The organism is Rhizobium sp. 1399 (genome assembly GCF_031455475.1).
Classification (GTDB): Bacteria; Pseudomonadota; Alphaproteobacteria; order Rhizobiales; family Rhizobiaceae; genus Rhizobium.
In genome coordinates this window covers 584,537-609,967 of the sequence record NZ_JAVDSU010000003.1, presented here as the reverse complement: position 1 = coordinate 609,967, position 25,431 = coordinate 584,537, and the positions used below count along the sequence as shown (strand labels likewise).

The window sequence follows — 25,431 nt, the reverse complement described above, 5'->3', positions numbered from 1 at the left end:
TCGTCGCTGAAACGGAATGCAATTTTTTTTGCAGAGGAGAGTTTTATGTCAAACAAATTGCAGGATACGGTCGTAGCTAGCGTTGTCACCCTGATGTCCATGGTGGGTTCGGCGCATGCCGAAACGACCGTGAAGTTCTGGCACAGCTTCAGCAAATCCTCCGGCGAGGCGCTGAACAAGATCATCGCCAATTTCGAAGCTGCCAATCCCGGCCTCCATATCGAAGGCGAATTCGTCGGTGACTACAATGATATTGTTGCCAAGCTGCAGGCGGCCATCCCCGCCAACCGTGCGCCTGATGCCGTCATCATGGAAGTCACCCGCTACGGTCTCTTCGCCGACCGCGGCGCGCTGATCGACCTCACGCCCTATTTCAACGCCGACCCGCTGAAGGACGACCTTTACGACTACGCGCGTGAGGTCGGCGTCTACAACGGCAAGAACTACATCGTGCCGTTCAACTCCTCCACGCCGGTCCTTTATTACAACAAGGACATCCTGGCGCGTGCCGGCTTTACGACGGAACCCTCGCTGAAGACTTTCGCAGATATTCTTGCCGTTTCGAAGACAATCACCGAGAAGCTCGGCGCGGAAGGCATCAGCGGTATTGCGGCCCCCGGCCAGTTCGCTCGCTGGGGTCTCGTGATGTCCAACGACAGCGAACTGATCAATTCCAAGACCAACGATATCCTGCTCGACTCGCCGAACACGATCGAAGCCTATCAATGGATGGCGTCGCTGGTTCATGACCAGAAGGTCGCCTCTCCCGATGGCGTCACCGATGAGGATGTCGGCCGCGACGCTTTCTTCGCCGGCAAGGTCGGCATCTCGCTCAACTCGACGGGTGATTATGGTGGCGCCAAAAAGGCGCTCGGCGACAAGCTCGAAGTCCGCCCGATGCCCTGCAACAAGGTCTGCTCCGTTCCAATCGGCGGCGCCGGTATCGGTATCTTGTCGACCTCACCGAAGGACGTTCAGGACGCTGCCTACAAGTTCATCAGCTACGCCGCTTCGCCGGAAGCCAATGCCATCTGGTTTGCCGCGACCGGCTACCTGCCGATCAATAAGAAGAGCGCCTCCCAGCCGGTTGCCGCCGAAGCACTTGCCAAGAAGCAGGGTATCGACGTCGCCATCAAGCAGCTCGAATTCGCCCATGGCCGTGCTCGCCCGCCTGTCGTCACCTGGATGCGCACAACCGAGTACAAGATGTGGGAAGCCATGGCACTCGGCCAGCGCGATGTCACAGACACGATGAAGGACTTCGCTGAACAGACCCGAGAAGAAGCCAAGCGTTCCAGCAACTAAGCCTCTCCCCCAAGTCAAGAGGGCGGGCCTTGAACGGCCCGTCGTCTCAACTGTTTCGGTCCCATGTTGCGCAAACTCACACCCTATCTCCTCGTTGCACCGCTGATGCTCTTCATCACGGTCTTCACCTATATTCCCGTCATTACCAGCGTGAACCTCAGCTTCCGGCACTGGGACTTCCTGTCGCCGACCATGCCTTTTGTCGGTTTTGACAATTACCGCCTGCTGCTGAATTCCCGCGACTTCAGGAACTCGCTGCAAGTCACCGCCATCTTCGCGCTGATTTCAGTACCGATCAGACTGGCGCTGGCGCTGGCTGTCGCAAGCTATCTCGTGCGCGAAACCTTGCCCTCGCGGCTCTTGCGAGGGGCGCTCTTCCTTCCCTCCGTCACATCGACCGTCTCGATTGCGGTCGTCTTTTCCTGGGTCTTCGCCACCGATTACGGCATGGTGAACGCCGCGCTGACCTCGCTCGGCCTCGGCAAGGTGCAATGGCTGCAGGATCCGCAGCTTGCTCTGTGGGTGCTGATCTTCGTCAATACCTGGAAACAGCTCGGCTACGATATCGTCATTTACATCGCCGGCCTGCAGGCCGTGCCGCAGGAGCTCTATGATGCCGCCGCCGTCGATGGCGGCCGGCGCTTCCATGTGTTCCGCCGGATCACCGTGCCGCTCGTCATGCCGACCACCTATTTCCTGCTAGTGATTTCCGTGATCGAGGCTTTCCAGGTCTTCACCATCGTCAACATCATGACCCATGGCGGCCCTGCAGGTGCTACCGACATGCTCGTCAACCTGCTCTATCGCGTGGGGTTTACCCTCTTCGACATCGGCAGGGGGTCGGCGCTCGCCGTCCTGCTTTTCATCTTCCTGATCGTGCTGGCGCTGATCAAATCCCTCGTCATCGGCCGGAGGGTCCACTATGAAGCTTGAGAACCCGATCATCACCGGCCTCGCGCTGCTTGCCGGGCTGATCTTCCTGTCGCCCGTGCTCTATTCGATCTGGATGTCCTTTGAGACGGTGCAATCCTATTACACAGCCAGGTACGAGTTCACGCTGGACAACTATGTTCGTGCCGTCACCGAGTACAATTTCGCTCGTTATCTTCTGAACAGCATCATCGTCTCCGGCCTGGTGACACTGCTGGGCATCACGGTCGCGACCATGGCTGCCTTCGCCTTTGCACGCTACAGGTTTCGCGGCGGTAACCTGCTCTTCGGCGCCACCGTCGCCACGCTGATGATCCCCAGCCATATAAGCCTGATCCCTAATTATCTGACACTCGCCAAGGCCGGCCTGCTCGATACCTATGCCGGCCTCATCCTGCCGGCGATCTCGAACGGCTTTGCCGCCTTTTTTCTGCGCCAGTATATCAAGGGCATTCCGAAAGCGCTGGACGAAGCCGCCTATATGGATGGCGCAACACCGCTGCAGGTGCTCTGGCGGGTGATCGTGCCGATCGCACGGCCAGCCATCTTCTCGATGGGCCTCTATATCTTCATCACCGAATGGAACAACTACATCTGGCCGCTCGTCGCGGTCGGCAAGGAAGACCTCTACACGCTGCAGATCGGCCTTGCCCGGCTTTATCGCATCAATCCCGGCGAAGGCCTGGTCGACTGGCCGCTCGTCATGGCCGCCTGCACCCTCAGCATGTTGCCCGTGCTGCTCGGCTTCCTGCTGGTCGAGCGCCATCTCGTGCGTGGCATCACGCTCGGCGCGGTCAAATAATCATGAACAAGGACAAGCATAGAATGACACGCATCGCTTCGCATCGCGGCGGCACTCTGGAGTTCGGCGACAGCACGCCGCAAGGTTTCGTCGCAACGGCAAAAATGCCGCTGGAAGAGGTGGAATTCGACGTCCATCCGACAGCCGATGGCGCGATCATGATCCATCACGACGCAACGCTTGACGGTACGACGGACCGGAGCGGGGCGATCGCCGCCATGAGCGAAGCAGAGGTTCGCGCCGCCGTCATCAATTACGGCGCCGGCGGACATCCGATCTCGCTGGAGGAACTCTGTGCGATCTATTCCGGCAGCAAGGTAAATTTCCGCTGCGAGATCAAGCCTAGTGTCGATGGCCGCCCCTACGACAACTTCGTGCCCCGCGTCGTCGAAACACTCGCGCGCCACGGCATGCTCGAAAGGACGATCTTTTCTTCCTTTCTGGTGGAATCGCAGGATGCGCTGTCGGCGGCCACCAGCCGGCCGAAGCTCTGGCTCGTCAGCCCGCCAGTACTGCGTCAGCTTGGAGCCAGGGCCGTGATCGAAGTCGCGAAAGCGCATGACATCCCCGAAATCGGCGTTCATGTGGATACCGCCGATTCCGCTCTGATGGCCGAAATCATGGCAGCCGGTCTCGATTTCGGCTGCTGGGCCGCCCATTCGGCACGGCAGATCGAAAAGGTGCTGGCGCTCGGCGTCAAGGTCTTCACGACGGACCGGCCGAGCCTTGCCATTGCCATTCGCAACAGCTTCGGGACGGAGGCCGCACAATGAGCGGCATCACCCTTCGCGACATCAGAAAGTCCTACCCCGGCGGGCCGGAAATCCTGCACGGCGTGTCCATGGATATCAAGTCGGGCGAGTTCGTCGTCATCGTCGGCCCGTCGGGTTGCGGCAAGTCCACGCTGCTGCGCCTGATTGCCGGGCTGGAACGCTGCGAAGAGGGCGATATCGAAATCGGCGGCCGACGTGCGAATGATCTTGCACCGCAGGATCGCGACATTGCCATGATCTTCCAGAACTATGCGCTTTATCCGCACATGACCGTGCGCGAAAACATTGCCTTCGGCCTCGAACTGCGCGGCATGCCCAAGGCCGAACGCAATGCGCGGGCTGAAAGTGTGGCCAAGACACTGCAGCTCGAACCCTACCTCGATCGCAAGCCGGGCGCGCTTTCCGGCGGCCAGCGTCAGCGTGTGGCGATGGGCCGGGCCATGGCGCGCAACAGTTCCATCTTCCTGATGGACGAGCCGCTGTCGAACCTCGACAACGCGCTACGCGTCGCCATGCGCACCGAAATCAAGGAGCTGCACCGCCAGCTCGGCGCGACCATCGTCTATGTCACGCATGACCAGACCGAGGCACTCTCATTGGCCGACAGGATTGCGGTGATGAAGGACGGAGATCTCCTGCAGTTCGACACTCCTGAAGCGATCTATGACCAGCCGCAGAACCGCTTTGTCGCGGGCTTCCTCGGCGTTCCCGCGATGAATTTCCTGCCTGTCGAACATCTTCCCGGCTGGCAGGGCCGGCAGGGACTGACCGCCGGATTAAGACCCGAATCCATGGCGATCCGTGCCGAGGAACCTGCGGAACCCGCCCTACCCGTGCGGCTCATGCTGTCAGAGATGACAGGTTCTGATATCATCCTGCACTGCGACAGCCCGGCCGGGCGCATCACGCTCACCAGTTCGCGTAAGGACGTGCCGCGCCATGCCGACAACTTCTGGGTCATGTGCGACCTTGACCAGGCCGTGTTTTTCGATAACCAGAGCGGGAGCCGCGTCGATCTTTCAGCCGGAGATCGTTGAATTTAGACGCCGCTGACCGCTCCTACCTCGGAAGCGGCACCGCAAGAAGTGATGCAATGGAAAGACAGAGCGAAATTCCGCAGCTTCTCGGCGATCTTATCAGCCGCAACTCGACAAAGCTTACCGAAGCCGACACGCGCCTTCTCGACGTGATGATGCAGGACCCGATCCGCGCGGCGATGGAAAACGGCAAGGCCGTCTCCTTCCGCGCCGGAGTGCACCCGGCTTCAGCCGTGCGGCTGGCACGCCGCCTCGGCTTCAAAGGCTATCCTGAATTTCGCACCTTCTTGCAGGCGAGCCTCATCAAAGGAGGCGGCGATTTCGAAAGTCCGGCCGCCCGCATGGCCGCCCGTCTCGTCCGGGCGGAAGACGGCGGCGTGCTTTCCTCCGTTCTCGATAGCGAGATTGCAGCCCTCCAGCAGGTGCGCAACGCCGTCTCCGACGCCGATGTCAGAGGCTTTTCGGACGTGCTGCGCGATTGCCGCCGGGTCTTCGTCTTCGGGCGTGGCCATTCTGCCGCCCTCGCCTCACTCATCGCGCTGAGGCTCAATCGCTCAGGCTATCCGGCAGTCGATCTCGCCGGCCAGATGCATCTGATCGCCGAAGCGCTGGCGACATTGGGACCTGGCGATGTCGTTTGGCTGCTCGCTTTCCGCAAGGCCTCGCCGCTCATCCATCAGATCAGGAAGATTGCCGCAGAAAGAGGCGCCAAGGTCCTGGCGCTAACCGATCTGCTCAGCGCCCGCATCGATCCCGCACCCGACCGTCAGATCTCGGTTTCCCGCGGGGAAGCCGGCGAGTCTCAATCGCTCGTCGTTCCCATGACGATCGCCAACGCGGTCATTCTCGACCTCGCTGCCATCGATGACGGCCGCTCGCTGCGTGCGCTCAGTGGTTTCAAGGCGTTTCGCGCGGACTGCGGTCTATCGCCGGTGATCCTGTAGCAACAGAATTCTGCCGTGTGCCATCACGATGGCAATCACGATGACTTATCCGGGAGACATTTCGGTCTCCCGAATAGTCTATTCGAACCTCATGCCGCCCGGGCGGCTTTGGCAGGGATCTCGACGTCGATTTCGAGGATCGAGACGTTCTCGCCACGATCAATCCTTATCTGCAGGCGATCGCCCTCGATCTCGACGTGTTTGGCGATAACGGCAAGGATCTCCTCCCTGAGAAGAGAGACGAGATCCGAACCGGGAGACATACGCTCGTGTGCCAGAAGCAGTTGCAAGCGTTCGCGCGCAACCGGCGCGGTTTTCCTCTTCTGAAAGAAATCGAATACGCTCATGCTGCCCTCCGTCCGAAGATCTTACCGAACAGACCTCGCTTCTCGCCTGGTACCGTCACCGGGAGAACCTCACCGTTGAGGCGGCGGACTGCTTCGAAATAGGCTTTTGCCGGAGCGCTGTTCTGGTCTGCAAGTGTCACCGGAGCGCCGAGGTTGGAAGCACGCAGCACATCCATGCTTTCCGGGATGATGCCGAGCAGCGGGATCGACAGGATCTCGAGCACGTCATCCACCTTCAGCATGTCGCCGCGTTCGGCGCGGGTGACATCGTAGCGGGTCAGAAGCAGATGCTTTTCGATGCGCTCGCCGCGCTCCGCCTTTTCCGTCTTGGCATCCAGAAGACCGATAATGCGATCGGAATCACGCACCGAGGAAACTTCCGGATTGGTGACGACGACAGCAACATCGGCATGCCGCATCGCCAGCGTTGCGCCGCGTTCGATACCGGCCGGGCTATCGCAGATGACCCAGTCGAAATGCTTCTTCAGCTCGCCGATGACGCGCTCGACACCTTCTTCGGTGAGGCAGTCCTTGTCGCGGGTCTGGGATGCCGGCAGCAGGAATAGTGTCTCCAGCCGCTTGTCGCGGATCAGAGCCTGGGTGAGCTTCGCATCGCCTTGGATGACATTGATCATGTCATAGACGACCCGACGTTCGGCACCCATGACGAGATCGAGGTTGCGAAGACCGACGTCGAAGTCGACGACGACAACCTTCTCGTTCCTTTGCGCCAGCGCCGCCCCCAACGCTGCAGTCGAGGTTGTCTTGCCAACGCCACCTTTACCCGAGGTTACAACAATGACTTTTCCCATATCCCTCTCCTGTTTCAACCATTCACCCAGTTAAGTCAGTCGCGATGCCATGATCGCGTCGTTCTCAAGCCATAGCTGTGCGGCCTGACCGCGCAGCTCCGCCGGCAGATCGTCCGCCGTCTTGTAGATCCCGTCGATTGCCAGAAGCTCGGCCTCAAGCTTGCGGCAAAAGATTCGCGCCGCCGAATTGCCGATCGATCCGGCAAGTACGCGTCCACGAAGCGCGCCATAAACGTGGATCGAGCCACCAGCGATAACTTCAGCCCCCGAAGCGATGGATCCAATGACCGTTACATCCCCTTCAGGGAAGACAATCGACTGGCCGGAGCGTACCGGTTCGTGCAATACCAGCGACGACAGAGCAGCGCGCGCAACCGGCGCAACAACTTCCCGCACCTCGGCCGGCTGCGCCTTACCTGGCGTCTGCGCATGTGCCTGGGCATCAGCTGCGGGCATCTCGACGTCAGCAGCCGGGCGGCCACCAACCATGCCCGGTGGCATGCTGGCATCGAGCTGCGATGGCCGAGCACCTTCGATGCCCATTACCCTGACGCCACGCCCACCGAGAGCAGCAACCATTGCCTTGAGCGCGGCGCGATCCAGTGAGAGATCACTCACATCCAGAACCACCGGCCTGCCGAGAAAAAACCCAGCGGAGCGTGCAGCGAGGTCGTCGAGGCGTACGAGCCAGTCCTCGAATGGCAGATCAGGCGTCAGCACGACCGCAAGAAACGATCTGCCTTTGATGCGAATGGAGCGCGCTTCGGTTAACACGTTAGTAAACTTGGTTAATTTCGATTTAAAAGCTTTAGCTGCTTCATGGTTAACAAATCGTTAACGCGGGGCTGGTGGGACCAAAAAATGGCTCCCGAAGCGGCGGTGGCCCACCCACAAATTTCGCACTTCCAGCCAATTCTAGTTCGGGCCTTCGCCTGAAAAATCAGGGCCTTTCTTGATTTCAAACGCAACAGGAAATCGGAAAGCCTTGGTTCGAATGAAACGCCATGCTCTTGCTAAAATCGCACATTCGCTCGCAGAATGACGCGAGCAGTATGATGGACTCACAATAAGAGCATACGGAAAAGGAATGACCAGCTTTTTGATCACAGGACCGGAAACGGCGAGCTTCACGATCCTCCTGGCTCATGGCGCAGGCGGAGCGATGGATTCCGCGTCGATGACGGATCTATCGAAAGCGCTCGCAGACGGAGGATTCAGAGTGGCGCGATTCGAGTTCGCCTATATGGCGCAGCGTCGCCTGACCGGAGCGGTCAAGCCTCCTCCGCGTGCCGACCATCTCCTGGATGAATATCGCGCGGCGATCGGCGAACTAAATGCCGGCAGACTCATCATCGGTGGCAAGTCGATGGGAGGCCGCGTTGCAAGCATGATCGCCGACGAGAGTTTTGCGGCGAAGAAAGTCCGGGGCCTGCTTTGCCTCGGATATCCGTTTCACCCGCCTGGGAAGCCGGACCAGCTCCGCACCGCGCATCTGGAAAGCCTGCGCACGCCCACACTGATCTGCCAGGGAACGCGTGACCCCTTCGGATCAAGGGAAGAGGTCGTATCCTATACGCTCTCAGACCGGATTGATCTGCTCTGGCTGGAAGATGGCGACCACGATCTCAAGCCGCGAAAGAAGATCTCCGGATATTCCGCTGGCGACCATATGCGGCGACTGTCCGAATATACGGCGGCCTGGGCAGAACGGTTGTAACGAACAAATCAACGCTCGCTTGACGCGATATTCCCACTAATATCAACCGTTTCCTCAATATTTAAGCTTGTTCAGTAAACATTTTTAAAAGGTTTGCTTGATCGAATGCGCCCTCGCGCATCCGCGCAGAAATCAGCTCCTGAACAAAGCGGCTTCCAGCTGAACATGCCCTTTGTCATCCGACGGGAAATCAGTCATGCGCGCGATCGAAGGCAGGAAGATTGACGGCAATCTTTCCATCTATCTTGATCTGCTGCGGCTCGGCGCAGCCGTTGTCGTATTTCTCTCCCATGCGCATGTTTTCCTGCTCCCCTCCATCAAGATCGGACCTCTTGGTTGGGGACGGGAAGCTGTCGCGGTTTTCTTTGTTCTCTCGGGATTTGTCATCAGCTACGTCGGGCAGGTAAGCGAAAGGGAATGGCGCGTATACCTCGTCGCCCGTCTCGCTCGAATAATGCCTGTTGCTTTGCTGGCGATCGCAGCGATCTTCGTGGCCGACACCATCGGGATGCACGCGAACGCCTTTTACTATGACTTCATCAATACCGGATTTTTCACTCCGGTATCAGCCGAGGCCGCGCTCGCCTATGTGACCTTCACCAATCAGTTGTGGTTTGCGCATGCCGTTTTTGGCAGCGGCGAACCATACTGGTCGCTTGGCTTCGAAGTTCAGTACTATCTGTTCTTCGGGCTGTTTGCCTTTTCGCCGCGGCGCGCGAAAATACCATTGCTCTGTCTCTGGGCAGCGGTCGCCGGCCCGAAAATCCTGATGTATATGCCGCTGTGGCTCATGGGTTGGTTGACGATGAAGTGCGTCATCGAACGCCCGCCATTTCGACGCCCCATCTCCATTGCGATGATCGCCGCGTCGCTTTTGCTGTTCTTCAGCCTGAAATTTTTCGCCGATCGCGCTGCGACCAACATGTACGAGACCTGGTCACTGTCTCAGGAAGTGATCAATTTCGTATACTTCAATCTGATCGGCGTTGCCGTTGTACTGCACCTCATCGGTACGGCATCGTTGCTTTATGAGGCTCCAGTATTGTTCGAGAAGGCAGGCCCGGCGATCAAATGGCTGGCTGGCGGCAGTTTTACGCTCTATCTTGTCCACCAGCCCCTTATCCTCATGTTTGCGGCCTTCCTGCATCCGGTGGAGGAGCACGTTCCGATGGCGGCTGCCCTGCTCGTCGCCTGTTTCATCCTTTGCTTCCTGTTGGCGGAAGTCGCAGAACGCCGAAAGAAGTTCTTCGCCTCACTCATCGTCAGCCTGCTACCGGTTCTGGCGCGAACGGGCCAGAAAACGCCCGCCAATATCGCTTCCGACACAGTCTCCTCAGGCGATAAGGCGCCGGCGACCTCGCAGCTCATTCGAGTTCTTGAGGAAATGCAAAACGCCCTCGATGGAGAAGAAAAAGTGAGCGACAGTCATGATGTACCGTCTCGCGACCGCGTGTCGCGCGCTTGACTGATCGAATCGCCAACGTCTCTTGAATCTGGCTGATCTGATGCGCTCGCAACCATTCTCTGATCTTCCGCCTCAGTGAACGCTCGGGAGTTTCACCGCGGAGGCGAAATCTTCTGCCACCAGTTCGCTGATCGCGATCAATGTTTCCTCGACCGTAAAACCGGAGGCGACACTCGCGTCGATCAGATCCTGCAGATCCGGGCCAATAGCCTCGCGGCAGTCGTCAAGCCGATCATCGGAAACCGTCAAACTACGCAACTCTTCCATGATGTCCATTTCCAGAATAGAGGGCCAGAATATAGCGCCGCCCCCATATGCGGCGGCGCTGTCGTCATCAGCGTGTGGACGCGCGGCGTCTTGCGGCTGGCAGAAGTCCTTCGCGCTGCATCTTCTTGCGGGCAGCCTTACGCTGTCGGGCAATTGCCTGGGCTTTTTCGCGGACACGCCGCTCCGAGGGCTTCTCATAGGCCCGGCGTTCCTTCATTTCGCGAAATAGTCCTTCGCGTTGCATCTTCTTCTTCAGGGCGCGGAGAGCCTGTTCAACATTGTTGTCTCTGACAATGACCTGCATGTTTTCTCCTTGCGGATAATGGTGTTGAGCCCGCTCGGCTGGCGACCCCTCGGCATTCGTTCTGCGCAAATGGCGCAATCGAAGGAAGCCTTAGCTAAAACGATCAGAGGACCGCGCTTTGCCGCGCGTTGCGTCAGTGTGGCTGCATCATGTGTTGAACGGCCAGTAGCCGATATCTGCAAAGGTGCTGGCTGGAGCGCGTACCACCTCTCTTCTGAAGGGCTACGCGTCATTCTCTGGGTCGTACCAAACCGATAGGGGTGATGGGAGGTAAATAAGAAAGGCATAACGGCATTGCAAGGCAGCCGGATCCGCCTCCAGCGGCCCGACGGGAACCTTCTGAAGCCATGCACATTCCCTTTGCCGAGCGCGGGCCGTGTCAACCGGACGCGACGGGGATGGCGAACATGACGATTTTTCCGGTTTCCCGCCATGGCCGACGAACGGCAGACGAGCGCCCAACCTGTCCGGCCCGCCTCACCCTTTGGAGGTCGATTGAAGATAGCTACCTATAATATTAACGGGATCATCGGCCGCCTTCCAATACTGCTGCGATGGCTGGAAGAAGATGCGCCTGATGTCGTCTGTCTTCAGGAACTGAAAACCTCTGACGATAAATTCCCGCGACGGGAAATCGAAAGCGCCGGATATCGTGCCGTCTGGCATGGCCAAAAGAGCTGGAATGGTGTGGCGATCCTTGCGAGAGGCGTTTTGCCGGTGCTGACACGCCGTGGCCTGCCGGGCGATCCGGACGACAGCCACAGCCGATACATCGAGGCTGCCATAAACGGGATGTTGATCGGCTGCCTCTACCTTCCAAACGGCAACCCGGCGCCTGGCCCGAAATTCGACTACAAGCTGCGCTGGTTCCAGCGCCTGCATCACTATGCTGGAGAGCTCTTGGATCTCAAAGTCCCGACCCTGCTCACTGGCGATTTCAACGTCATGCCGACAGAGATGGATGTCTATTCCCCGGGACGATGGCGCGATGATGCCTTGTTCAGACCCGAGGTCAAAAAGGCCTATGCCAGGTTGGTTCAACAGGGATGGACGGATGCGCTTCGCCACCTTCACCCGAATGAGCGAATCTACACCTTCTGGAAATACTGGAGAAACTCATTCGAACGGGATGCAGGAATGCGGATCGACCACGTTCTTCTCAGTCCCGACCTCGCTGGGCATCTTCGCTCTGCCAGCGTGCGGCGCAATCCGCGAAGTTGGGACCATACAAGCGATCATGCGCCAGTCATGATTGAGCTCGACCTGCCTTACGCAACTGACGCGAGCCGGTGAGTCCACAAGTATAGAGCGCCGGCGAAACCTCTTCGTCCGCACGATCCGGAAAGAGTTGACGGCGCATGCGATCGAGGGCCTCGGCTTCCTTGCGTGTTCTTGCAAGCAAATCGGTGGTGACATCGCCGTAGCGTGAGCCGTCCGCCGAAGCAACGCCGACTGTCCCGCCGCTCGACAGGAAGTCGCAGAAAGAACGCACCGATCGAAGACGCGTGGTGATCTCGATATAGTAGCTATCGTGTCCGGCCATGCTCATCTCCTTTCGCTCTCAAAGGTTAACGCGCACTGCGTCAATATGATGGCGCTAATTGCGCCTTTCAGCGGGACCACACCGAAGGCACCGCATCATGATCGGCGTCGTTGGTTATCAGGCCCGCATAGGAAGTTATTCTCCTTTCGCAGGAACATTCACCCGCCATCCGCTTTTGTTCCCTCAAGGAGAATCGCCATGGCCAACGCTCGCACCACCTTCCATGAAGTCGTCTCGGAGATCGAGGCACTCGCGACTTCTGCTGCAGCAGACCATTCCGGTCGCTGGACGGTCGAATATCTGACCCGACGCGAGGTCTTCTATCAATTTTCGGGAAATCGCAGTCTCGCAGGCGAGGACGCAACCGGGCATCGGTTTGACGGTACACGCGATACGCTGACGGCCCTACCGGCAAATCTGCTTATTCCCGCCATCGCCGACTTCGACGACAATACAGTCATGGCCTTCTATATCGGAGCAAGCACGTCGGTGACGACAATCGCTCGGGAAGCAGTCGATTGCTCTGTGCGGGCGCCGGAAGTGCTGCTGGTGGACATCACCATCGATGATGAAGATCTGCTGGCAGGCACAAGATCCCTGACAAGGCTGGCCTTCGTCGGGCTCGATGCCCATGAAGGATGGTCGCCACTCGTTCCGTGTGCCGACATCCTGACCATCAGTGACATGATCCATCCGTTCTGGTGCCACGGCAGACAGGTGGCCCGAGGGGGCCTGTTGCAGATCAGGATCTGACGAGACGATGTCGTGCGAGATGAGGTCTCACTTCCTGTCACTTGTCCTGTTATGAGCGACCGCTGGTCGTCACTCAGTCAAATAACTCGCCACGTCCAATCTGCCCTTGCTTCGCATCGACGCCGCTGATTGGCGGATCGTCGGCAGGGTCGGGGTCCCTGGTGTTTGCGTCTTTGAGAGACCGTGCCGCCTCAACGAGTGCCACGGTCATCTCGTCCGTGCTCCAACCCGCAGCGTTGGCATCGGCGATAAGCGCCTCTAGGGCAACGCGGGCAGCATCGGTCGCATCCTGAAACCGGCGCGTGGGATCATTGCTTGTCGGGGCTGGAAAACTCATCTGCGTTCCTTTCGAGGGTTCGAACAAGATCCGTCCTTGGAGTGAACGCAGAGGACCGCAAATAGATGCGTTCGATCATCTCTATGTACGTCCGCGGAGCGAAAACTATATCGATCGCTGCTCTTCAATGAATGCTTATGTTCTTCGACAGGTGCCGGCGGAGTGAAGCCTTGAGTGAACAACGCCGCAAGCCGGCAGTGAACACCCGAAGGAGGGAGGGCTCGGAACCAATCGCCAGTACATCGGTTGATACACTGATCTCCATGCCCGAGAGAAGCGAAACCGGTGGAAAGGCCGAACGGAGGTTTCAATGCATCTGAACGAGGCAAAGGTGACGCATCGGCAGAAGGCCTGGCATGTCGATTTCTTCGGCGACGCCGGTGAGCAGCTGACGGTGCGCCTTCCCGAGGCGGCGGCGCTGAGCGAAGAAGACGCAATCGATCGTGCGAGGGAAATGATGGTGCAGCTGACACCCTTCGGCACCCGAGGCGGCGAGCCGAGCCTCAATCGCTACGACAGTTTGAGCAACGGCAATTTTGACGACGATCAACCGCCTTTCGGGGTGAAACATTAAGGGAGGCTTTGGATGACCATACGATACGGGAGCTGCAATTGCGGCAAGGTGCGCTATCAGGTGGAGGGAGAACCCAAGCGCGTCGGGCTTTGCCATTGCACCGACTGCCGGCAGGAGAGCGGCGCAGCTTTTACCTATTACGCGATCTGGCAGACGTCCGCCTTCAAGACAACCGGGGAAACCGTGGTGCATCAAGGCCGCCGCTTCTGCCCGGCCTGCGGTTCGCGGGTCTTTGCCTATGACGAGGACGAGGCCGAAATCAAACTCGGGACCCTCCAGGATGCGCCGACCAGCCTCAAGCCCACCTACGAGCTCTGGATCAAGCGGCGTGAACCCTGGCTGCAGCCGGTGGAGGGCGCCGCGCAGTTCGAGGAGGATCGGATCTGACAGGGGTCCGATGTCGAAGGTTCGCGACGGGCTGCTGCGCACACCGAGCTTTTAGCTCAAAAGGGTGATCACATTCGGTTGAAGCGTGAAAGGGCGAGAGGCATCGTCACCATTCCCGACGGAGGCAGCAACCGCAACCGCCTGGCCGCGAGGAATGTTATGGCAATGACCCCCGCGAGCTTCAGCCAGGGATAATTTCCAAGCTGCTCATGGGCACTCGCATCCGTCCATTGGGTGCGTGCCGAGATCGCGGTCTTCGCCTGCTCGCGGAGGAGAGCGAGGTGTCTGCGCAGCAACGTCAGATCCTCCTGCAATCTTGCGAGCTCGACGGTCTCCTGCTTCTCCACCGAATGGTCGACCGTAGGCATGACTTGTTCCGTTTCGGCCGCCTCCTCGATGTCGGCAAGATGTTCGTCAAGCTCGGCCTTCGTCTTGAATCCGCGCGTGCGTATATCCGTCATAAGCACCTCCCATCCGCCGGGTCGATTATCGCAAGATGAGAACGCGCTCAGCCGTCATAAGTTCGAAGCTAGCCGATACATCCCGCTTTATGCCTGGAACCGGAGCAACAGCCCGTCGAGTTGGACGATCTCACCGCCCATTTGAGAATGAAATAAATCGCCACAAGGATACAATTTTTTGGTGCATGGCTTTCGAGCATTGGCTAAGGGGACCAACGAAAGCTGGGTTTAACAGGCATCCGCATCCATGCCGCTATTGCGCACCCGTCACATGGTTCAGCTCCGCCATTAAGGCACGACCGCTGGACCATGCAATGACGACATAGGCGAGGCCTCCCACCGCAACTCCCATAAACAAATCCACCCAGGGGAGGTGCAGGCTACCGCCCGTCATATGGAGAGCCAGGCCGACGGCGCCGACCATGACACAGGCACCCAGCCCGGCGGGCAGGATCCGGCGCAACAAGGAGGGCCATCGGAATCCGGTGCCGCGCTGCAGGAAGTAGAGAGACACCGAAGTCGTCAATGCCGCAGCCACGACCTGCGCAACCGCGATATTGACGAGGTCCGGTCGGATCCAGCCGGCGATTGCAAGGCAAGCGAGGCTTGTTGCCGTAAACAGCATGTTCAGCCGCGGCAGCAGGGCAACCCGGCCGATGATGCTGAGCACGGGCTCGTTGAGCATCTGGATGACGGCAATGCCGCGCGCAGCCGCCAGCAGGATGAGGACTGGGGCGGCCGCGAGCCACTGCACCCCGAGCAGCACGCTGACGAGTTGTTCGGATATGACGGCAAGGCCCATGAAGACGGGAAGAGCGGCAAAAGCAGTGGCCGCCATGATCAATCCCATAAGCCGGCTGAGGCCTTCCGCCCCGCTGCCCGGCGCGCTCTGCTGGCGGGAGAAATAGCTCCATGCCAGCATCCGCACGGGTTCGGAAATCAGCTCTGTGACGGCGCCGACGATGCGGCTTGCCATTCTATAGATGCCGACCTCCGTCGCGCCGATGAAGAACACGATCAGGAACTCCGCGCCATAACTTTGTGCAAATTGCATGAGGCGCGATGCCAGGAGCCGGGTGGAATAGGCAAGCGCCTCGCGGGCGGTCGTGAGCTGGAATTCGAACCGCGGAAGCCAGCGCGCAAAGCCGGTGGACATCAGGAGTGCGACAAGCACGACGCAACAGCGTCCTGCCGCAAGCGCGACGATGCCCCAGCCGAGCAATAGCCCTCCGGTCGTTACGAGAAGGCCCGAAAATTCCGAGGCCGCCTGATAGAAGGCAAGTTCGCGCAGGCGTCGCCTCCTTACCAATACGCCGCTCTGGCAGATGATGAAGGTGCCGGGCACGATGGTCGCCATCAGCAGCAGGAGGGTGAAGAAGATCGGCCCGGTCGGCGCCAGCCAGATGAGGGAAACAGCAAGTCCAATGAAGCCGAGAATGGTGAAGGCGAGTCCGCTTGCAAGCGCGCAATAAAGAACCGTCCCGGGCAGCTCCCTATCGTGCGGTGCAGCAATCAGATATTCGCTCCATCCGGCTTCCGCAATCTTTGATTGCAGCAAGACGGTCGAGGAGACCATGGCAAAGACGCCAACCTCGGCCGGTGAGAGGACGCGGGCTGCGACCAGCAACGTACCGATACCGCAGAGCTGGCTGACCAGACGAGCGCCTGAAACCCATAGCGCATCCCGTGATGTAGAGACACTACGCGGCTCCTGGTCTTCCTCTGCGCCGGGTAGTGATGCCGTACTAGATGTGCCCATGGTCACATGTTCTTTTGAGTTTATCTGGAGTTTATATTGTCATTATTACGCGTACCGCATGTGTTACCAAAGTAACAACTTTGGTGTATATTCGATATTGACGATCTATACTCACTTCTGCATAGTCAAGATGAAATTACAATCCTGCATATGAAGATTGGTCGGCACATGCATGGATTTAATCCGCCCTTTGTGACGACACAAAATCGTTTGTTGGCCGATTGGGCCGGAGGGACATAATGATGATGATACTCGCACATCGTGGCTGGTGGCTTGCACCCCATGAGCGGAACACTTTAGGCGCATTCGACAAGGCATTTGCCGCCGGACACGGCGTTGAACTGGATGTTCGCGATCTGAATGGCGAACTGGTAATTTCACACGATCCTGCCACAACCGGGGCATTGTCCTTCGTGCGCGTTCTTGAGTGCTATGCAGCAAATGGCGCCTCGGGACGACTGGCCATCAATATCAAGGCGGACGGCCTCTGCCCTGCCCTGCTGCCGATGCTGGAACAATATGAGGTGACGAAACGCTCCTTCGTTTTCGACGCGTCGGTTCCCGATCTTAGGCCCTATCTCGATAGCAATATCCCGGTTTTCACCCGCTACAGTGAGGTCGAGCTCTACCCGTCCTTCTACGAACGTTGTGAGGGCGTATGGGTGGATTCTTTCACCGAGAAGCCGGCCTCGATCGAACGCGCGATCGATGATCTGAGGCGCGGCAAATATGTCGCGATGGTCTCGCCGGAACTGCACAAGCGCCCGCATGAAGCGGTCTGGGCCGCCTGGTCTGGCGCATTGCGACAGGCTGCAAAGAGTGGTCTTCCACTCGAGCGGCTGATGATCTGTACCGATCTGCCCGATGCAGCCGAGCAGAGCTTTGCCTGGATGGTTGAGGAGGAAGTCACATGATCCGTGCTGTTTTGTTCGATATGGATGGCGTGCTGATCGATGCCAAGGAATGGCATTATGAGGCGCTGAACCGGGCGCTCGATCTTTTCGGCATGCCGATCGACCGCCAGGCGCATCTGACTACGTTCGATGGCCTGCCAACCCGCCGCAAGCTGGAGATCCTCTCCCGTACCAATGGCCTGCCGAAGGGGCTCAACGAGCTGATCCACGAGCTGAAACAGGACTATACGATGGAGCTGATCTACACCCGCTGCAAGCCGGTGTTTGCCCATCAATACGCGCTCAGCCGTCTCAAGCACGATGGTTACAAGATCGCCGTCTGCTCGAACTCGATCCGTGTCACCATCGAGTCCATGATGCGGCGCGCCGGATTGATAGAATATATCGACCTCATCGTGTCCAATGAGGATGTCACCCGCGCCAAGCCGGATCCGGAAATGTATGTGACGACGATGGAGCGCTTCGGCCTCAGACCGGATGAGTGCCTGATCCTAGAGGACAATGAATACGGCCTGAAGGCCGCGCGCGACAGCGGCGCTTACGTCATGCAGATCGGAACACCGGCCGACGTTGTCTACGGCCGGATCGTGTCGGAGATCAAGCGTGTATCGGAGGTGATGGCATGATCGTCCTGTTCCCCACTACGGGCACAAGCCCGCATTTCAGCTCGGAAGACTATGCCTATCCGCGCCCGCTTATCGAAGTGGCCGGAAAGCCGATGATCCTATGGGCCATCGAAAACATGAAGTCGCTCGGCAGCGACGCGCATTTCCTCTTCCTCGTCGACCAGCAGGACGCCGTCAAATATTCCTACGAGCGGATCTTTGACCTCAGCACCAACGGCCGTTCCGAGGTGGTCATGCTGAAAGGCCCGACGGCCGGCGCGCTCTGCACCTGCCTGATGGCGGTCGACAAGATTGACCCCACCGAGCCGCTGGTGATTGCCAACAGCGACCAGATCATCGACACCCGGCTTGCATCCGTGATTGCGGAATTCGAGGCAGCCAAGGCGGATGCCGGCGTCATCACTTTCGAGACGATCCACCCGCGCTGGTCCTATGTGACGCTCGGCGACGACGGTTTCGTCAACCGCACGTCCGAGAAGGATGTGATCAGCAACAAGGCGATCGCTGGGTTCTATTATTTCCGCGAGGCCCAGATTTTCTTCAAGGCCGCGACTGCCGCCTTGAGGCACGGGGTGACGGTGGATGACCGCTACTATGTCAGCTCGTCGCTAAACGAGGTGATCCTGGATGGCGGCCGCGTCGTTTCCGCAGGCGTTCCCGCGGACCGCTACCACAGCTTCTACAACCCGAAAATGATCGAGAATTTCGAGGTCAACGGGGTCCGCCGCCTATCCTCCGCACAGGCCCAGCGACCCGTGCAACTGGTGGTGCCGGCCGCCGGCCGGGGCAGCCGCTTCGCCAAGGTCGGGTTCACCCGCCCGAAGCCCTTCATCGACGTGCTTGGCCGGCCGATGATCCAGCATGTGCTCGAAAACACGCTGCCGCCGGGTGGACAACCAACGGTCCTGCTGCTGCGCGAACATCTGGACAGTCAGGCGGATGCGGTGGCCGAACTTCGCTCGCAGGGCGTCGGGGTCGTTTCGGTCGATCAACTCACCGAAGGCACCGCCTGCACCGTTCTGCTGGCGCGTCAGCATCTCGATGAGGAAGCTCCCCTTCTCATCGCCAATTCCGACCAGGTGGTGGACATGCGTATCGTCGATTTCATCGATGACTGTATGTCGCGCGATCTCGACGGATCGATCCTCGTGTTTCGCGACCCGAAGCGCGACCCGAAATGGTCTTTCGCCGAAACCGATGCGGCAGGATTCGTGCTCAGGGTTGCCGAAAAGCAGCCGATCTCCGAACTGGCAACAGTCGGTATCTACTTCTTCCGCCGCGCCGGCGATTTCATGAAGGGCGCGCTCGACATGATGGTGCACAACGATCGCACCAACAACGAGTTCTATGTCTGCCCGGCCTATAATTACGCCATCCGTAACGGTGCACGCATCGGCGTTTACGAGATCGATGTCAGGAACATGCACGGGCTTGGTACGCCCGAGGATCTGGCCGAATATCTGCAGGGCCGTGAGCCAGCCTATGCATGACGTCGGAACTAGGCCGGACGCGACGGCGCCGCTGAACATCATCATTCCCATGGCCGGGAATGATTTTGAGCGGGCTGACGGCTCGGTGAAGGCGGAAATGCCGGTTGGAAAGACGACATTGCTCGGCGCTACGCTGGAGGCGCGTCCCTGGTGGAGCAGCGCGGCTGTGCCTGTTTTCGTGCTGCGGGACAGGCCTGCATCACGGCGCTACGCTCGGGAAACATTGCTGACACGCTATCCGGCAGCGCGGATCGTCTGGCTGTCCGAAATGAGCGGTGGCGCTGCCTGGAGCGCTGCGGCCGGTGTGGCACTCGTCGCTTTTCCGGATGCGCCCGTTGTCGTTGATCTCTGCGATATCATGTTCGACTGCGATGCGGATATTGCCGCAATCTTTGCAACCGAACCCAATCTCGGTGGTCTGGCACTCACATTTGCCTCCCACCATCCGCAATACAGCTATATCAGGCTTGGAAATGATGGCCGGATGCTGGAAGCAAGGGAAAAGGTCGTCATCTCCGAGAATGCATCGGCAGGCGTCTATGCGTTCCGCAACGTCGCCGTTTTTCAGCTGGCTCTGGCCCACAGCTTGCAGAACCGGGCGCGCCTCTCGCATAACGGCCTGCTCTTTGTCTGCCCGATGCTGAACGGCGTGGTCGCACACGGTTTCGATGTCCGGACATTGCCGGCGCGTGACGTGTTCGATGTCAAGATCGCAGACGTGACCCTTGCCAGCTAGTGGCTAGGATAGGGGAAAATACCGGTGCCGTTCCACTTCGACGGAGACGGGCGGAGCCTTGCTAACGATCCCCTCGACACGCGTTCGCGGGATCAGGGGACCTAGTAAACGGGAGTTCATCATGACAGCCGGGATATCGAGCAAATTACCCTCTCTCGCCATTATCATACCCTGCTACAACAATGTTGAGACACTTGCGGAGGCGCTGGACAGCGCTCTGGCACAGGATTATCCGAACTTCGAGGTCCATATCTGCGACAACGGCTCCACGGACGGCAGCCGGGAGATGATCGCATCCTACTCATCTCCATTGCTGAAGCCGGCCCTGCACCGAGACACCGTGCCGCGCACGGACAACTGGAATCGCGCCTATACCGCCGGCGCGAATGCCGATTACCTCGTCACCCTGCATGCCGACGACCGTCTCGCGCCAGGTGCGTTGCGCGCCATCGGGCGCGCGGCAATGCGCCACCCTGCCCTGATCCACGGCCGTTTCCGGCAGATCACCTATGAGGGTGAGCCTATTCCCGGCCGCCGCTTCGGGTGGAGTTACAGCAACAGCGGTGACGCCTTTCGCGAACTGCTGCTGCTCAACAATATGGTCGCGATGCCGGGCGCAACGATCCGCACGGATGTCTTCTTCAAAGCCGGCCGCTGGGATCCCGCCTGGCAATATCTGCAGGATATGGAGCTCTGGTGGCGTTGCGGCGAGCTCGGAGAAGTGGCGTTTGTCTCCGACATGCTTGGCGATCACAGGGCCTATAAGCATCCGCAGGCGCTACACCGGCATGCCGAAGAACATCTGCGCTGGGCGACGCGCAGACTTCGTAACGCTCCGACCCGCCGGCTGCGACAAGCCGCTGCAGATGGGCTGAACGCCTATCTCACACGGCTGGAGGCGGAAGTGGATGCCTTGCCGGACGTCGCCGCCAGCCTGATAGAGCCCGTTAGGGCGGCCAGGGCGGCGCTCGCGAAGGCACCGGGAACACGCGTCGATGCCCTTCGTCGGCAAAGACTGCTGCGCATGCGGGCTGCCTCGCTCTCAGCCATCGCTAAGTTCTTTGGAAGACTTTCGCCATGGCAAGCCTTATCGCGTTGATGGTCGACAGCATCCGTCCGTTCCAGATTGGCTTAGGCTCTTTCAAATCGTCTTCATGGCACGGCTACCGACTGGCCTGGATACTGCCAATTCGAGAACCATTTGATACAGGCGTGTGATAACCGTCATCGCGGGCAATTCACATCCCGTTGGCCGCCGCAACGGTCATCACGATCCCCTATAGCAACGAGTGCGGCGATAATTCTCGCCATCGCAAACAGGATCGCGATGACAGGTACGGCAAAGCCTCCGGATCTTTCTGCGGACTCGCTGTTCCGACGCTCGGACCTCAGTTAGTGTCGCTCCGGACTTTGGTCTGATGACGCGCGGACTGAAGTCCGAGATCCGGAACGCACTGTCTCCCCACCCGTTCGGCCCTCCATCGAAAGAGGAGTTCAGTCATGGACGACAGGAACGAAATCCCCGGAATTTCCAGCGCGTGGAACGCATCCCTGCTGGCACTCGTCATCTTTCTTGCCGCCATGCTCTATGTCTTCGGCACGGCCATGTCGGGCGACACCGATCAGTTGACCGCCAGCGTTCCTGGCGCCGATGTCATCCAGGCCAGGTGAACTGGAAAAGTCCGGCCAATGCGATAGTTTGCACGGATCGTCGCAAATCAGGTTGGAAATGAACTGGCTCATACGGTGGAATGCCCGCTCCCTTGCCTCCCAATTCTTCATCATGGGAGGGTTTGTTTCCCTTGGCGCAATGTTCGTCATCGGGCTTATCGTCACCCATCTCATCGAGGATGCCGTCATCCACAATTCCGGGGCTGCGACAGCGCTCTACGTCGATAGCGTCGTCGCACCCTTGCTTCCCGACATGCAGACGGAATCGCTGCTCGACGAAGGAAGTGCCCAAGCGCTCGATGAAACGCTCGGACAGGGCGCACTCGGCCGCCGTCTCGTGTCGTTCAAGCTGTGGCGCCGTGATGGCACGATTCTCTACTCCAATGAAAAGGAACTGGTAGGGAAGACATTTCCTGTTAATGGCAAGCTCGCCCAGGCATTTGCGGGCTCGCTGGTCGCACGTTACGAAGTCGCAAGCGACCCCGAAAGCGCCGAGGAGCGCAGTCTCGGCAGGGCGCTCATGGAAATTTACAATCCTGTCTTGCAGCCTTGGTCGGGAGAGGCTGTGGCCGTGCTTGAATTCTATGAGACGGCCGAAGGGCTGGAAGACAGCCTCGCACGGGCGCGGCTCTGGAGCTGGCTGGCCGTGGCCGGCCTGACCGCAATCTTCTTCCTCGTTCTCTCCATTCTCGTCTTTCGCGGCAGCCATACGATCGAGGTCCAGCGTGAAGCGCTCAAAGCCAGAGTAGACGAACTCTCCGCACTTCTGGCCGAAAATCGCGGTCTGCAACGCAGGCTTCAACTGTCCTCCCGGCGCGCCGCCGCCTTGAACGAAACTTATTTGCGCAGCATTGGAGCCGATCTGCATGACGGCCCCGCCCAGCACATCGCCTATGCTTCGCTGCGTCTCGACAGCAACCTGCTGGTCGATGCCGCTATCCAGCCGGAGACGCGCGAGAAGGAACTCGCCTGGATCCGTTCGAGCCTTGCCGAGGCGATGAAGGAGATCCGTGACATCTGCAAGGGGCTGGTCCTGCCGCAAATCGAGAAGGCTTCGACTACGGAGATCGTGAAACGCGTTGTCGAGGCCCACCAGCAGAAGACCAACACCACCGTCGATACAACAATTGACGAGGACGATCGGGAGCTTGCCCCCGCTCTCAAGATTTGTATCTACCGCTTCATTCAAGAGGCACTCAACAATGCCTATCGCCATGGCGGCGGCGCTGAGCAGGCCGTCAGGGCAACATCACACGGCGGCGGCGTCCGCATCGAAGTCAGTGACCGAGGCGAGGGTTTTGATCCGACGCAGGTGAGGTCGGCGAGCCTCGGCCTTGTGGGGCTCAAAGAGCGAATCGATAGCCTTGGCGGTGAATTCGACATAAAAACCGGCGAAGGCGGAACGACTGTCATCATGACCTTCGCGCCTATGGAAGTGGAGGAATAGAATGACGTCTATCAAAGTCGGCGTCGTAGACGACCATCCCCTGTTCCGCGAGGGGGTGACCCGTAGCCTCTCCGAGGTCAGCGATTTTGTCGTCGTCGGAGAAGGCGCCAACACATCTGATGCCGCAATGATCGCCGCCGATACCCGTCCGGACGTGCTGCTTCTCGATGTGTCGATGCCCGGGGACGGGCTCTCGGTGATCGACGAGATCCTTTCGATAAGCCCGGACACCAAAATCCTCATGCTCACGGCCTCAGAGGAAGTCGATACGCTCGTCGAAGCGCTGCAACGCGGGGCAAAGGGTTACATTCTCAAGGGTGTTGGTTCCCGCGGTCTGGCGGAAGCGATCCGCACTGTTTTCAAGGGAGCCCGCTACGTGTCGCCGGCGATGTCGGCCAAAGTCATGGAATATTCATTGAGCGGGCAGGCATCGGACAGGGACGCGCTTACCCCTCGGGAACGCGAGGTGATGGATCTCGTTGCGCAGGGCCTTTCAAACAAGCACATCGGCCTGCGTCTCGATCTACAGGAGAAAACGGTAAAGCATCACATGACCCAGATCCTGACAAAGCTCGGCGTCACGAACAGGACCGAAGCCGCGTTGCGGTGGCGCGAAAAACGCTAGCGCAGGAGACGCGTCAGTCGCGTGCTGTCAGCCGATGTCGCCCGCCTGTTGATGATCGTGCGGCCTCTCGAGTCCTTCATGATGTAACGTCCAGCACGAAGGGTCTCGGTTATTCCATTCGTATGCCGGACATCGATCGAGCCGTCAGTATCTTCGGTTGCCCGTTCTCCTGATGTTGAGGGCGCGTTATTCGTACTGCCGGCTCCGTTCGAGCTGGATCGGCCGTTCCCGCTGCTGTTGCCGCTGCCGCCCGAATTACCGTTTCCATTCCCCCCGCCATTGCCGTTGCCATTTCCACCGCCATTACCATTTCCCCCGCCGTTACCGCTTCCATTTCCCCCGCCGTTGCCGTTTCCACCCCCTCCGCCATTACCGCCATTGCCGCTTCCATTCCCCCCGCCGTTACCGTTTTCGTTCTTTGCGAAGGCTGCCTGGCTGGCGAGCGAGGGAAACGAACCCGCCACATCTACCTTCAACGGCGCAACGGCAAGAATACTCGCGCCGCAGCCCTTCAGGAAATTGCGCTTAGAGATCGCCATCGTCACTTGCCTTGTCGTTCTTCCCTAGTGTCTGCTCAAAAGCAGGAAGCACGAGATTGACCGCTTGTTCCGAAATTGCAAGACGGTCGGACATAGGTGCCAGGCGGTCTGGGACTTTGGTCCGGGATCACAAGCAACGGTCGCGCCTCGGGGACGCAACCTTCTCACGGCAAGAAAAATGCCTTCGCTCAGATAATGGGAGAAACGCACGGACGTCTTGGCCCGCTGAACGGCTGATAGGTATTGTCCAAGGCGCGATAGGAATTATAGCGCGCGGCACACCATGATATATGCGGGTTGGGGCTTGTATCGGCCGCCGGTAGTCCGACGGAAAGCTCTCTGTCTTCGATTACGCAGGGCTTGCGGGGTCCGCCGTCAAAAGGCTGGTATGAATTGTCAGCCACATTATAGGACCGGTAGCGTTGCTGGCATAGGCTGAGATGATGACTGTCAGCCATCCATTCCTGCTTCGGCTGCTCAATCGCACCCGCCACGGCTGCATCAGGCGGAGCGATGGCTGCAATGCCGACGAGATTGGCAGGCTTTGAAAGCGAAGCGTCGTCCGCCATGGCCTGGAGGGGAGGAAGGCGCTCGTAATCTTGTGTTCGGGGATCAACGCGTGTCGGTGTCGTCGTCCAGAGCGGCGCATCGAGATTGGCGAAATGATGGGGTTCCGGTTCGCGGAACCCATAGGATGCAAATCCGAGACCGCCAACCAGAACGGTCCCCACCACTGCCAGACAGATGGATGGTGCAGCAAGCGACTTCATGACGCGATCTCCCATTCCCGGTACAGATAGAAATTAGGAACGCCGGGCTTCGGTTCCGCGGACAGGTCGAAAATCACGTCTTTTGATGCTTATTTT

The 25,431-nt window shown here is 59.0% G+C and carries 31 protein-coding genes; 20 read left to right on the top strand and 11 right to left on the bottom strand.

The window, feature by feature from the left end; all coding sequences use genetic code 11:
• Positions 1 to 45 precede the first annotated feature (45 nt).
• The 6 genes from J2X71_RS14225 (at position 46) to J2X71_RS14200 (ending at position 5,791) form a co-directional block, all read left to right on the top strand.
• The gene (locus tag J2X71_RS14225; RefSeq protein ID WP_310382700.1) at positions 46 to 1,305 is read left to right on the top strand and encodes an ABC transporter substrate-binding protein; all 1,260 of its coding nucleotides are present in this window, start codon (positions 46 to 48) and stop codon (positions 1,303 to 1,305) included.
• 63 nt (positions 1,306 to 1,368) lie between these two features.
• The gene (locus tag J2X71_RS14220; RefSeq protein WP_310382699.1) at positions 1,369 to 2,238 is read left to right on the top strand and encodes a sugar ABC transporter permease; all 870 of its coding nucleotides are present in this window, start codon (positions 1,369 to 1,371) and stop codon (positions 2,236 to 2,238) included.
• Complete coding sequence (locus J2X71_RS14215; protein WP_310382698.1) at positions 2,228 to 3,037, top strand: carbohydrate ABC transporter permease; 810 nt, start codon at positions 2,228 to 2,230, stop codon at positions 3,035 to 3,037. Before J2X71_RS14220 ends, J2X71_RS14215 begins: the two co-directional genes overlap by 11 nt.
• A gap of 23 nt (positions 3,038 to 3,060) precedes the next feature.
• Positions 3,061 to 3,810 carry a glycerophosphodiester phosphodiesterase family protein gene (locus tag J2X71_RS14210; protein ID WP_310382697.1) on the top strand — a complete coding sequence of 250 codons (750 nt, stop codon included), beginning with the start codon at positions 3,061 to 3,063 and terminating at the stop codon, positions 3,808 to 3,810.
• On the top strand, positions 3,807 to 4,847 hold the full coding sequence (locus J2X71_RS14205) for an ATP-binding cassette domain-containing protein (RefSeq protein WP_310382696.1): 1,041 nt from the start codon (positions 3,807 to 3,809) through the stop codon (positions 4,845 to 4,847). The genes J2X71_RS14210 and J2X71_RS14205 overlap by 4 nt, the downstream gene beginning before the upstream one ends.
• Positions 4,848 to 4,903: 56 nt before the next feature.
• Entirely contained in the window at positions 4,904 to 5,791 is an 888-nt protein-coding gene (locus J2X71_RS14200) for a MurR/RpiR family transcriptional regulator (RefSeq protein WP_310382695.1), read from the top strand.
• 89 nt (positions 5,792 to 5,880) lie between these two features.
• On the opposite strand, the gene minE is transcribed toward J2X71_RS14200, so the two are convergent.
• Genes minE through minC form a run of 3 tightly spaced genes read right to left on the bottom strand, consistent with a single transcriptional unit; the run spans position 5,881 to position 7,724 of the window.
• Entirely contained in the window at positions 5,881 to 6,138 is a 258-nt protein-coding gene (gene minE, locus J2X71_RS14195; RefSeq protein WP_007823242.1) for a cell division topological specificity factor MinE, read from the bottom strand.
• A complete protein-coding gene (minD, locus tag J2X71_RS14190; protein WP_310382694.1) occupies positions 6,135 to 6,950 on the bottom strand; it encodes a septum site-determining protein MinD in 816 nt (271 codons plus the stop codon). Before minD ends, minE begins: the two co-directional genes overlap by 4 nt.
• Before the next feature lie 30 nt (positions 6,951 to 6,980).
• The gene (gene minC / locus J2X71_RS14185; RefSeq protein ID WP_310382693.1) at positions 6,981 to 7,724 is read right to left on the bottom strand and encodes a septum site-determining protein MinC; all 744 of its coding nucleotides are present in this window, start codon (positions 7,722 to 7,724) and stop codon (positions 6,981 to 6,983) included.
• A 313-nt stretch (positions 7,725 to 8,037) separates the two neighbouring features.
• Here minC and J2X71_RS14180 point away from each other — a divergent pair, with 313 nt between their 5' ends.
• Both J2X71_RS14180 and J2X71_RS14175 read left to right on the top strand, forming a co-directional pair.
• Positions 8,038 to 8,667, top strand: a complete 630-nt coding sequence (locus J2X71_RS14180; protein ID WP_310382692.1) for an alpha/beta fold hydrolase — start codon at positions 8,038 to 8,040, stop codon at positions 8,665 to 8,667.
• Positions 8,668 to 8,863: 196 nt separating this feature from the next.
• Complete coding sequence (locus J2X71_RS14175; RefSeq protein ID WP_310382691.1) at positions 8,864 to 10,132, top strand: acyltransferase; 1,269 nt, start codon at positions 8,864 to 8,866, stop codon at positions 10,130 to 10,132.
• 72 nt (positions 10,133 to 10,204) lie between these two features.
• On the opposite strand, the gene J2X71_RS14170 is transcribed toward J2X71_RS14175, so the two are convergent.
• Entirely contained in the window at positions 10,205 to 10,399 is a 195-nt protein-coding gene (locus tag J2X71_RS14170; protein ID WP_310382690.1) for a hypothetical protein, read from the bottom strand.
• Positions 10,400 to 10,466: 67 nt separating this feature from the next.
• Complete coding sequence (gene rpsU / locus J2X71_RS14165; protein ID WP_192730906.1) at positions 10,467 to 10,703, bottom strand: 30S ribosomal protein S21; 237 nt, start codon at positions 10,701 to 10,703, stop codon at positions 10,467 to 10,469.
• 495 nt (positions 10,704 to 11,198) lie between these two features.
• Between rpsU and xth the strand changes: the two genes are divergently transcribed.
• Positions 11,199 to 11,996, top strand: coding sequence for an exodeoxyribonuclease III (gene xth / locus J2X71_RS14160; protein ID WP_310382689.1), 798 nt, complete (start codon positions 11,199 to 11,201; stop codon positions 11,994 to 11,996).
• Here xth and J2X71_RS14155 read toward each other — a convergent pair.
• Entirely contained in the window at positions 11,950 to 12,246 is a 297-nt protein-coding gene (locus J2X71_RS14155) for a hypothetical protein (protein ID WP_310382688.1), read from the bottom strand. The two genes, xth and J2X71_RS14155, sit on opposite strands and share 47 nt — an antisense overlap.
• Positions 12,247 to 12,444: 198 nt before the next feature.
• On the opposite strand from J2X71_RS14155, the gene J2X71_RS14150 reads away from it, so the two are divergent.
• Complete coding sequence (locus J2X71_RS14150; protein ID WP_310382687.1) at positions 12,445 to 12,999, top strand: hypothetical protein; 555 nt, start codon at positions 12,445 to 12,447, stop codon at positions 12,997 to 12,999.
• Between the two features lie 73 nt (positions 13,000 to 13,072).
• Here the strand turns inward: J2X71_RS14150 and J2X71_RS14145 are convergent, their stop codons facing one another.
• Positions 13,073 to 13,336, bottom strand: a complete 264-nt coding sequence (locus J2X71_RS14145) for a hypothetical protein (protein WP_310382686.1) — start codon at positions 13,334 to 13,336, stop codon at positions 13,073 to 13,075.
• 310 nt (positions 13,337 to 13,646) lie between these two features.
• Between J2X71_RS14145 and J2X71_RS14140 the strand changes: the two genes are divergently transcribed.
• Entirely contained in the window at positions 13,647 to 13,910 is a 264-nt protein-coding gene (locus J2X71_RS14140; protein ID WP_113320106.1) for a hypothetical protein, read from the top strand.
• A gap of 12 nt (positions 13,911 to 13,922) precedes the next feature.
• The gene (locus J2X71_RS14135) at positions 13,923 to 14,297 is read left to right on the top strand and encodes a GFA family protein (protein ID WP_310382685.1); all 375 of its coding nucleotides are present in this window, start codon (positions 13,923 to 13,925) and stop codon (positions 14,295 to 14,297) included.
• Positions 14,298 to 14,365: 68 nt separating this feature from the next.
• Here the strand turns inward: J2X71_RS14135 and J2X71_RS14130 are convergent, their stop codons facing one another.
• Together J2X71_RS14130 and J2X71_RS14125 are read right to left on the bottom strand one after the other, a co-directional pair.
• Positions 14,366 to 14,758 carry a hypothetical protein gene (locus tag J2X71_RS14130; protein ID WP_310382684.1) on the bottom strand — a complete coding sequence of 131 codons (393 nt, stop codon included), beginning with the start codon at positions 14,756 to 14,758 and terminating at the stop codon, positions 14,366 to 14,368.
• A 253-nt stretch (positions 14,759 to 15,011) separates the two neighbouring features.
• On the bottom strand, positions 15,012 to 16,517 hold the full coding sequence (locus tag J2X71_RS14125) for an oligosaccharide flippase family protein (RefSeq protein WP_310382683.1): 1,506 nt from the start codon (positions 16,515 to 16,517) through the stop codon (positions 15,012 to 15,014).
• Positions 16,518 to 16,756: 239 nt separating this feature from the next.
• Between J2X71_RS14125 and J2X71_RS14120 the strand changes: the two genes are divergently transcribed.
• The 8 genes from J2X71_RS14120 to J2X71_RS14085 all read left to right on the top strand — a co-directional run bounded on the left by J2X71_RS14120 (position 16,757) and on the right by J2X71_RS14085 (position 24,026).
• Positions 16,757 to 17,431, top strand: coding sequence for a hypothetical protein (locus J2X71_RS14120; protein WP_310382681.1), 675 nt, complete (start codon positions 16,757 to 16,759; stop codon positions 17,429 to 17,431).
• Complete coding sequence (locus J2X71_RS14115; protein WP_007823215.1) at positions 17,428 to 18,057, top strand: HAD family phosphatase; 630 nt, start codon at positions 17,428 to 17,430, stop codon at positions 18,055 to 18,057. The genes J2X71_RS14120 and J2X71_RS14115 overlap by 4 nt, the downstream gene beginning before the upstream one ends.
• The gene (locus J2X71_RS14110) at positions 18,054 to 19,547 is read left to right on the top strand and encodes a glycosyltransferase family 2 protein (protein WP_310382680.1); all 1,494 of its coding nucleotides are present in this window, start codon (positions 18,054 to 18,056) and stop codon (positions 19,545 to 19,547) included. The genes J2X71_RS14115 and J2X71_RS14110 overlap by 4 nt, the downstream gene beginning before the upstream one ends.
• On the top strand, positions 19,540 to 20,283 hold the full coding sequence (locus tag J2X71_RS14105) for a hypothetical protein (RefSeq protein WP_310382679.1): 744 nt from the start codon (positions 19,540 to 19,542) through the stop codon (positions 20,281 to 20,283). The genes J2X71_RS14110 and J2X71_RS14105 overlap by 8 nt, the downstream gene beginning before the upstream one ends.
• Before the next feature lie 121 nt (positions 20,284 to 20,404).
• Complete coding sequence (locus tag J2X71_RS14100; protein WP_310382678.1) at positions 20,405 to 21,382, top strand: glycosyltransferase; 978 nt, start codon at positions 20,405 to 20,407, stop codon at positions 21,380 to 21,382.
• A gap of 401 nt (positions 21,383 to 21,783) precedes the next feature.
• Positions 21,784 to 21,954, top strand: coding sequence for a hypothetical protein (locus tag J2X71_RS14095; RefSeq protein WP_310382677.1), 171 nt, complete (start codon positions 21,784 to 21,786; stop codon positions 21,952 to 21,954).
• 58 nt (positions 21,955 to 22,012) lie between these two features.
• Entirely contained in the window at positions 22,013 to 23,401 is a 1,389-nt protein-coding gene (locus tag J2X71_RS14090) for a sensor histidine kinase (protein WP_310382676.1), read from the top strand.
• A gap of 1 nt (position 23,402) precedes the next feature.
• A complete protein-coding gene (locus J2X71_RS14085) occupies positions 23,403 to 24,026 on the top strand; it encodes a response regulator transcription factor (protein WP_113320115.1) in 624 nt (207 codons plus the stop codon).
• On the opposite strand, the gene J2X71_RS14080 is transcribed toward J2X71_RS14085, so the two are convergent.
• Positions 24,023 to 24,565 (bottom strand): hypothetical protein, encoded by a 543-nt coding sequence (locus tag J2X71_RS14080; protein WP_310382675.1) that lies wholly within the window; start codon positions 24,563 to 24,565, stop codon positions 24,023 to 24,025. The genes J2X71_RS14085 and J2X71_RS14080 overlap by 4 nt on opposite strands.
• A 188-nt stretch (positions 24,566 to 24,753) precedes the next feature.
• Positions 24,754 to 25,335 (bottom strand): BA14K family protein, encoded by a 582-nt coding sequence (locus J2X71_RS14075; RefSeq protein ID WP_310382674.1) that lies wholly within the window; start codon positions 25,333 to 25,335, stop codon positions 24,754 to 24,756.
• Between the last annotated feature and the right edge of the window lie 96 nt (positions 25,336 to 25,431).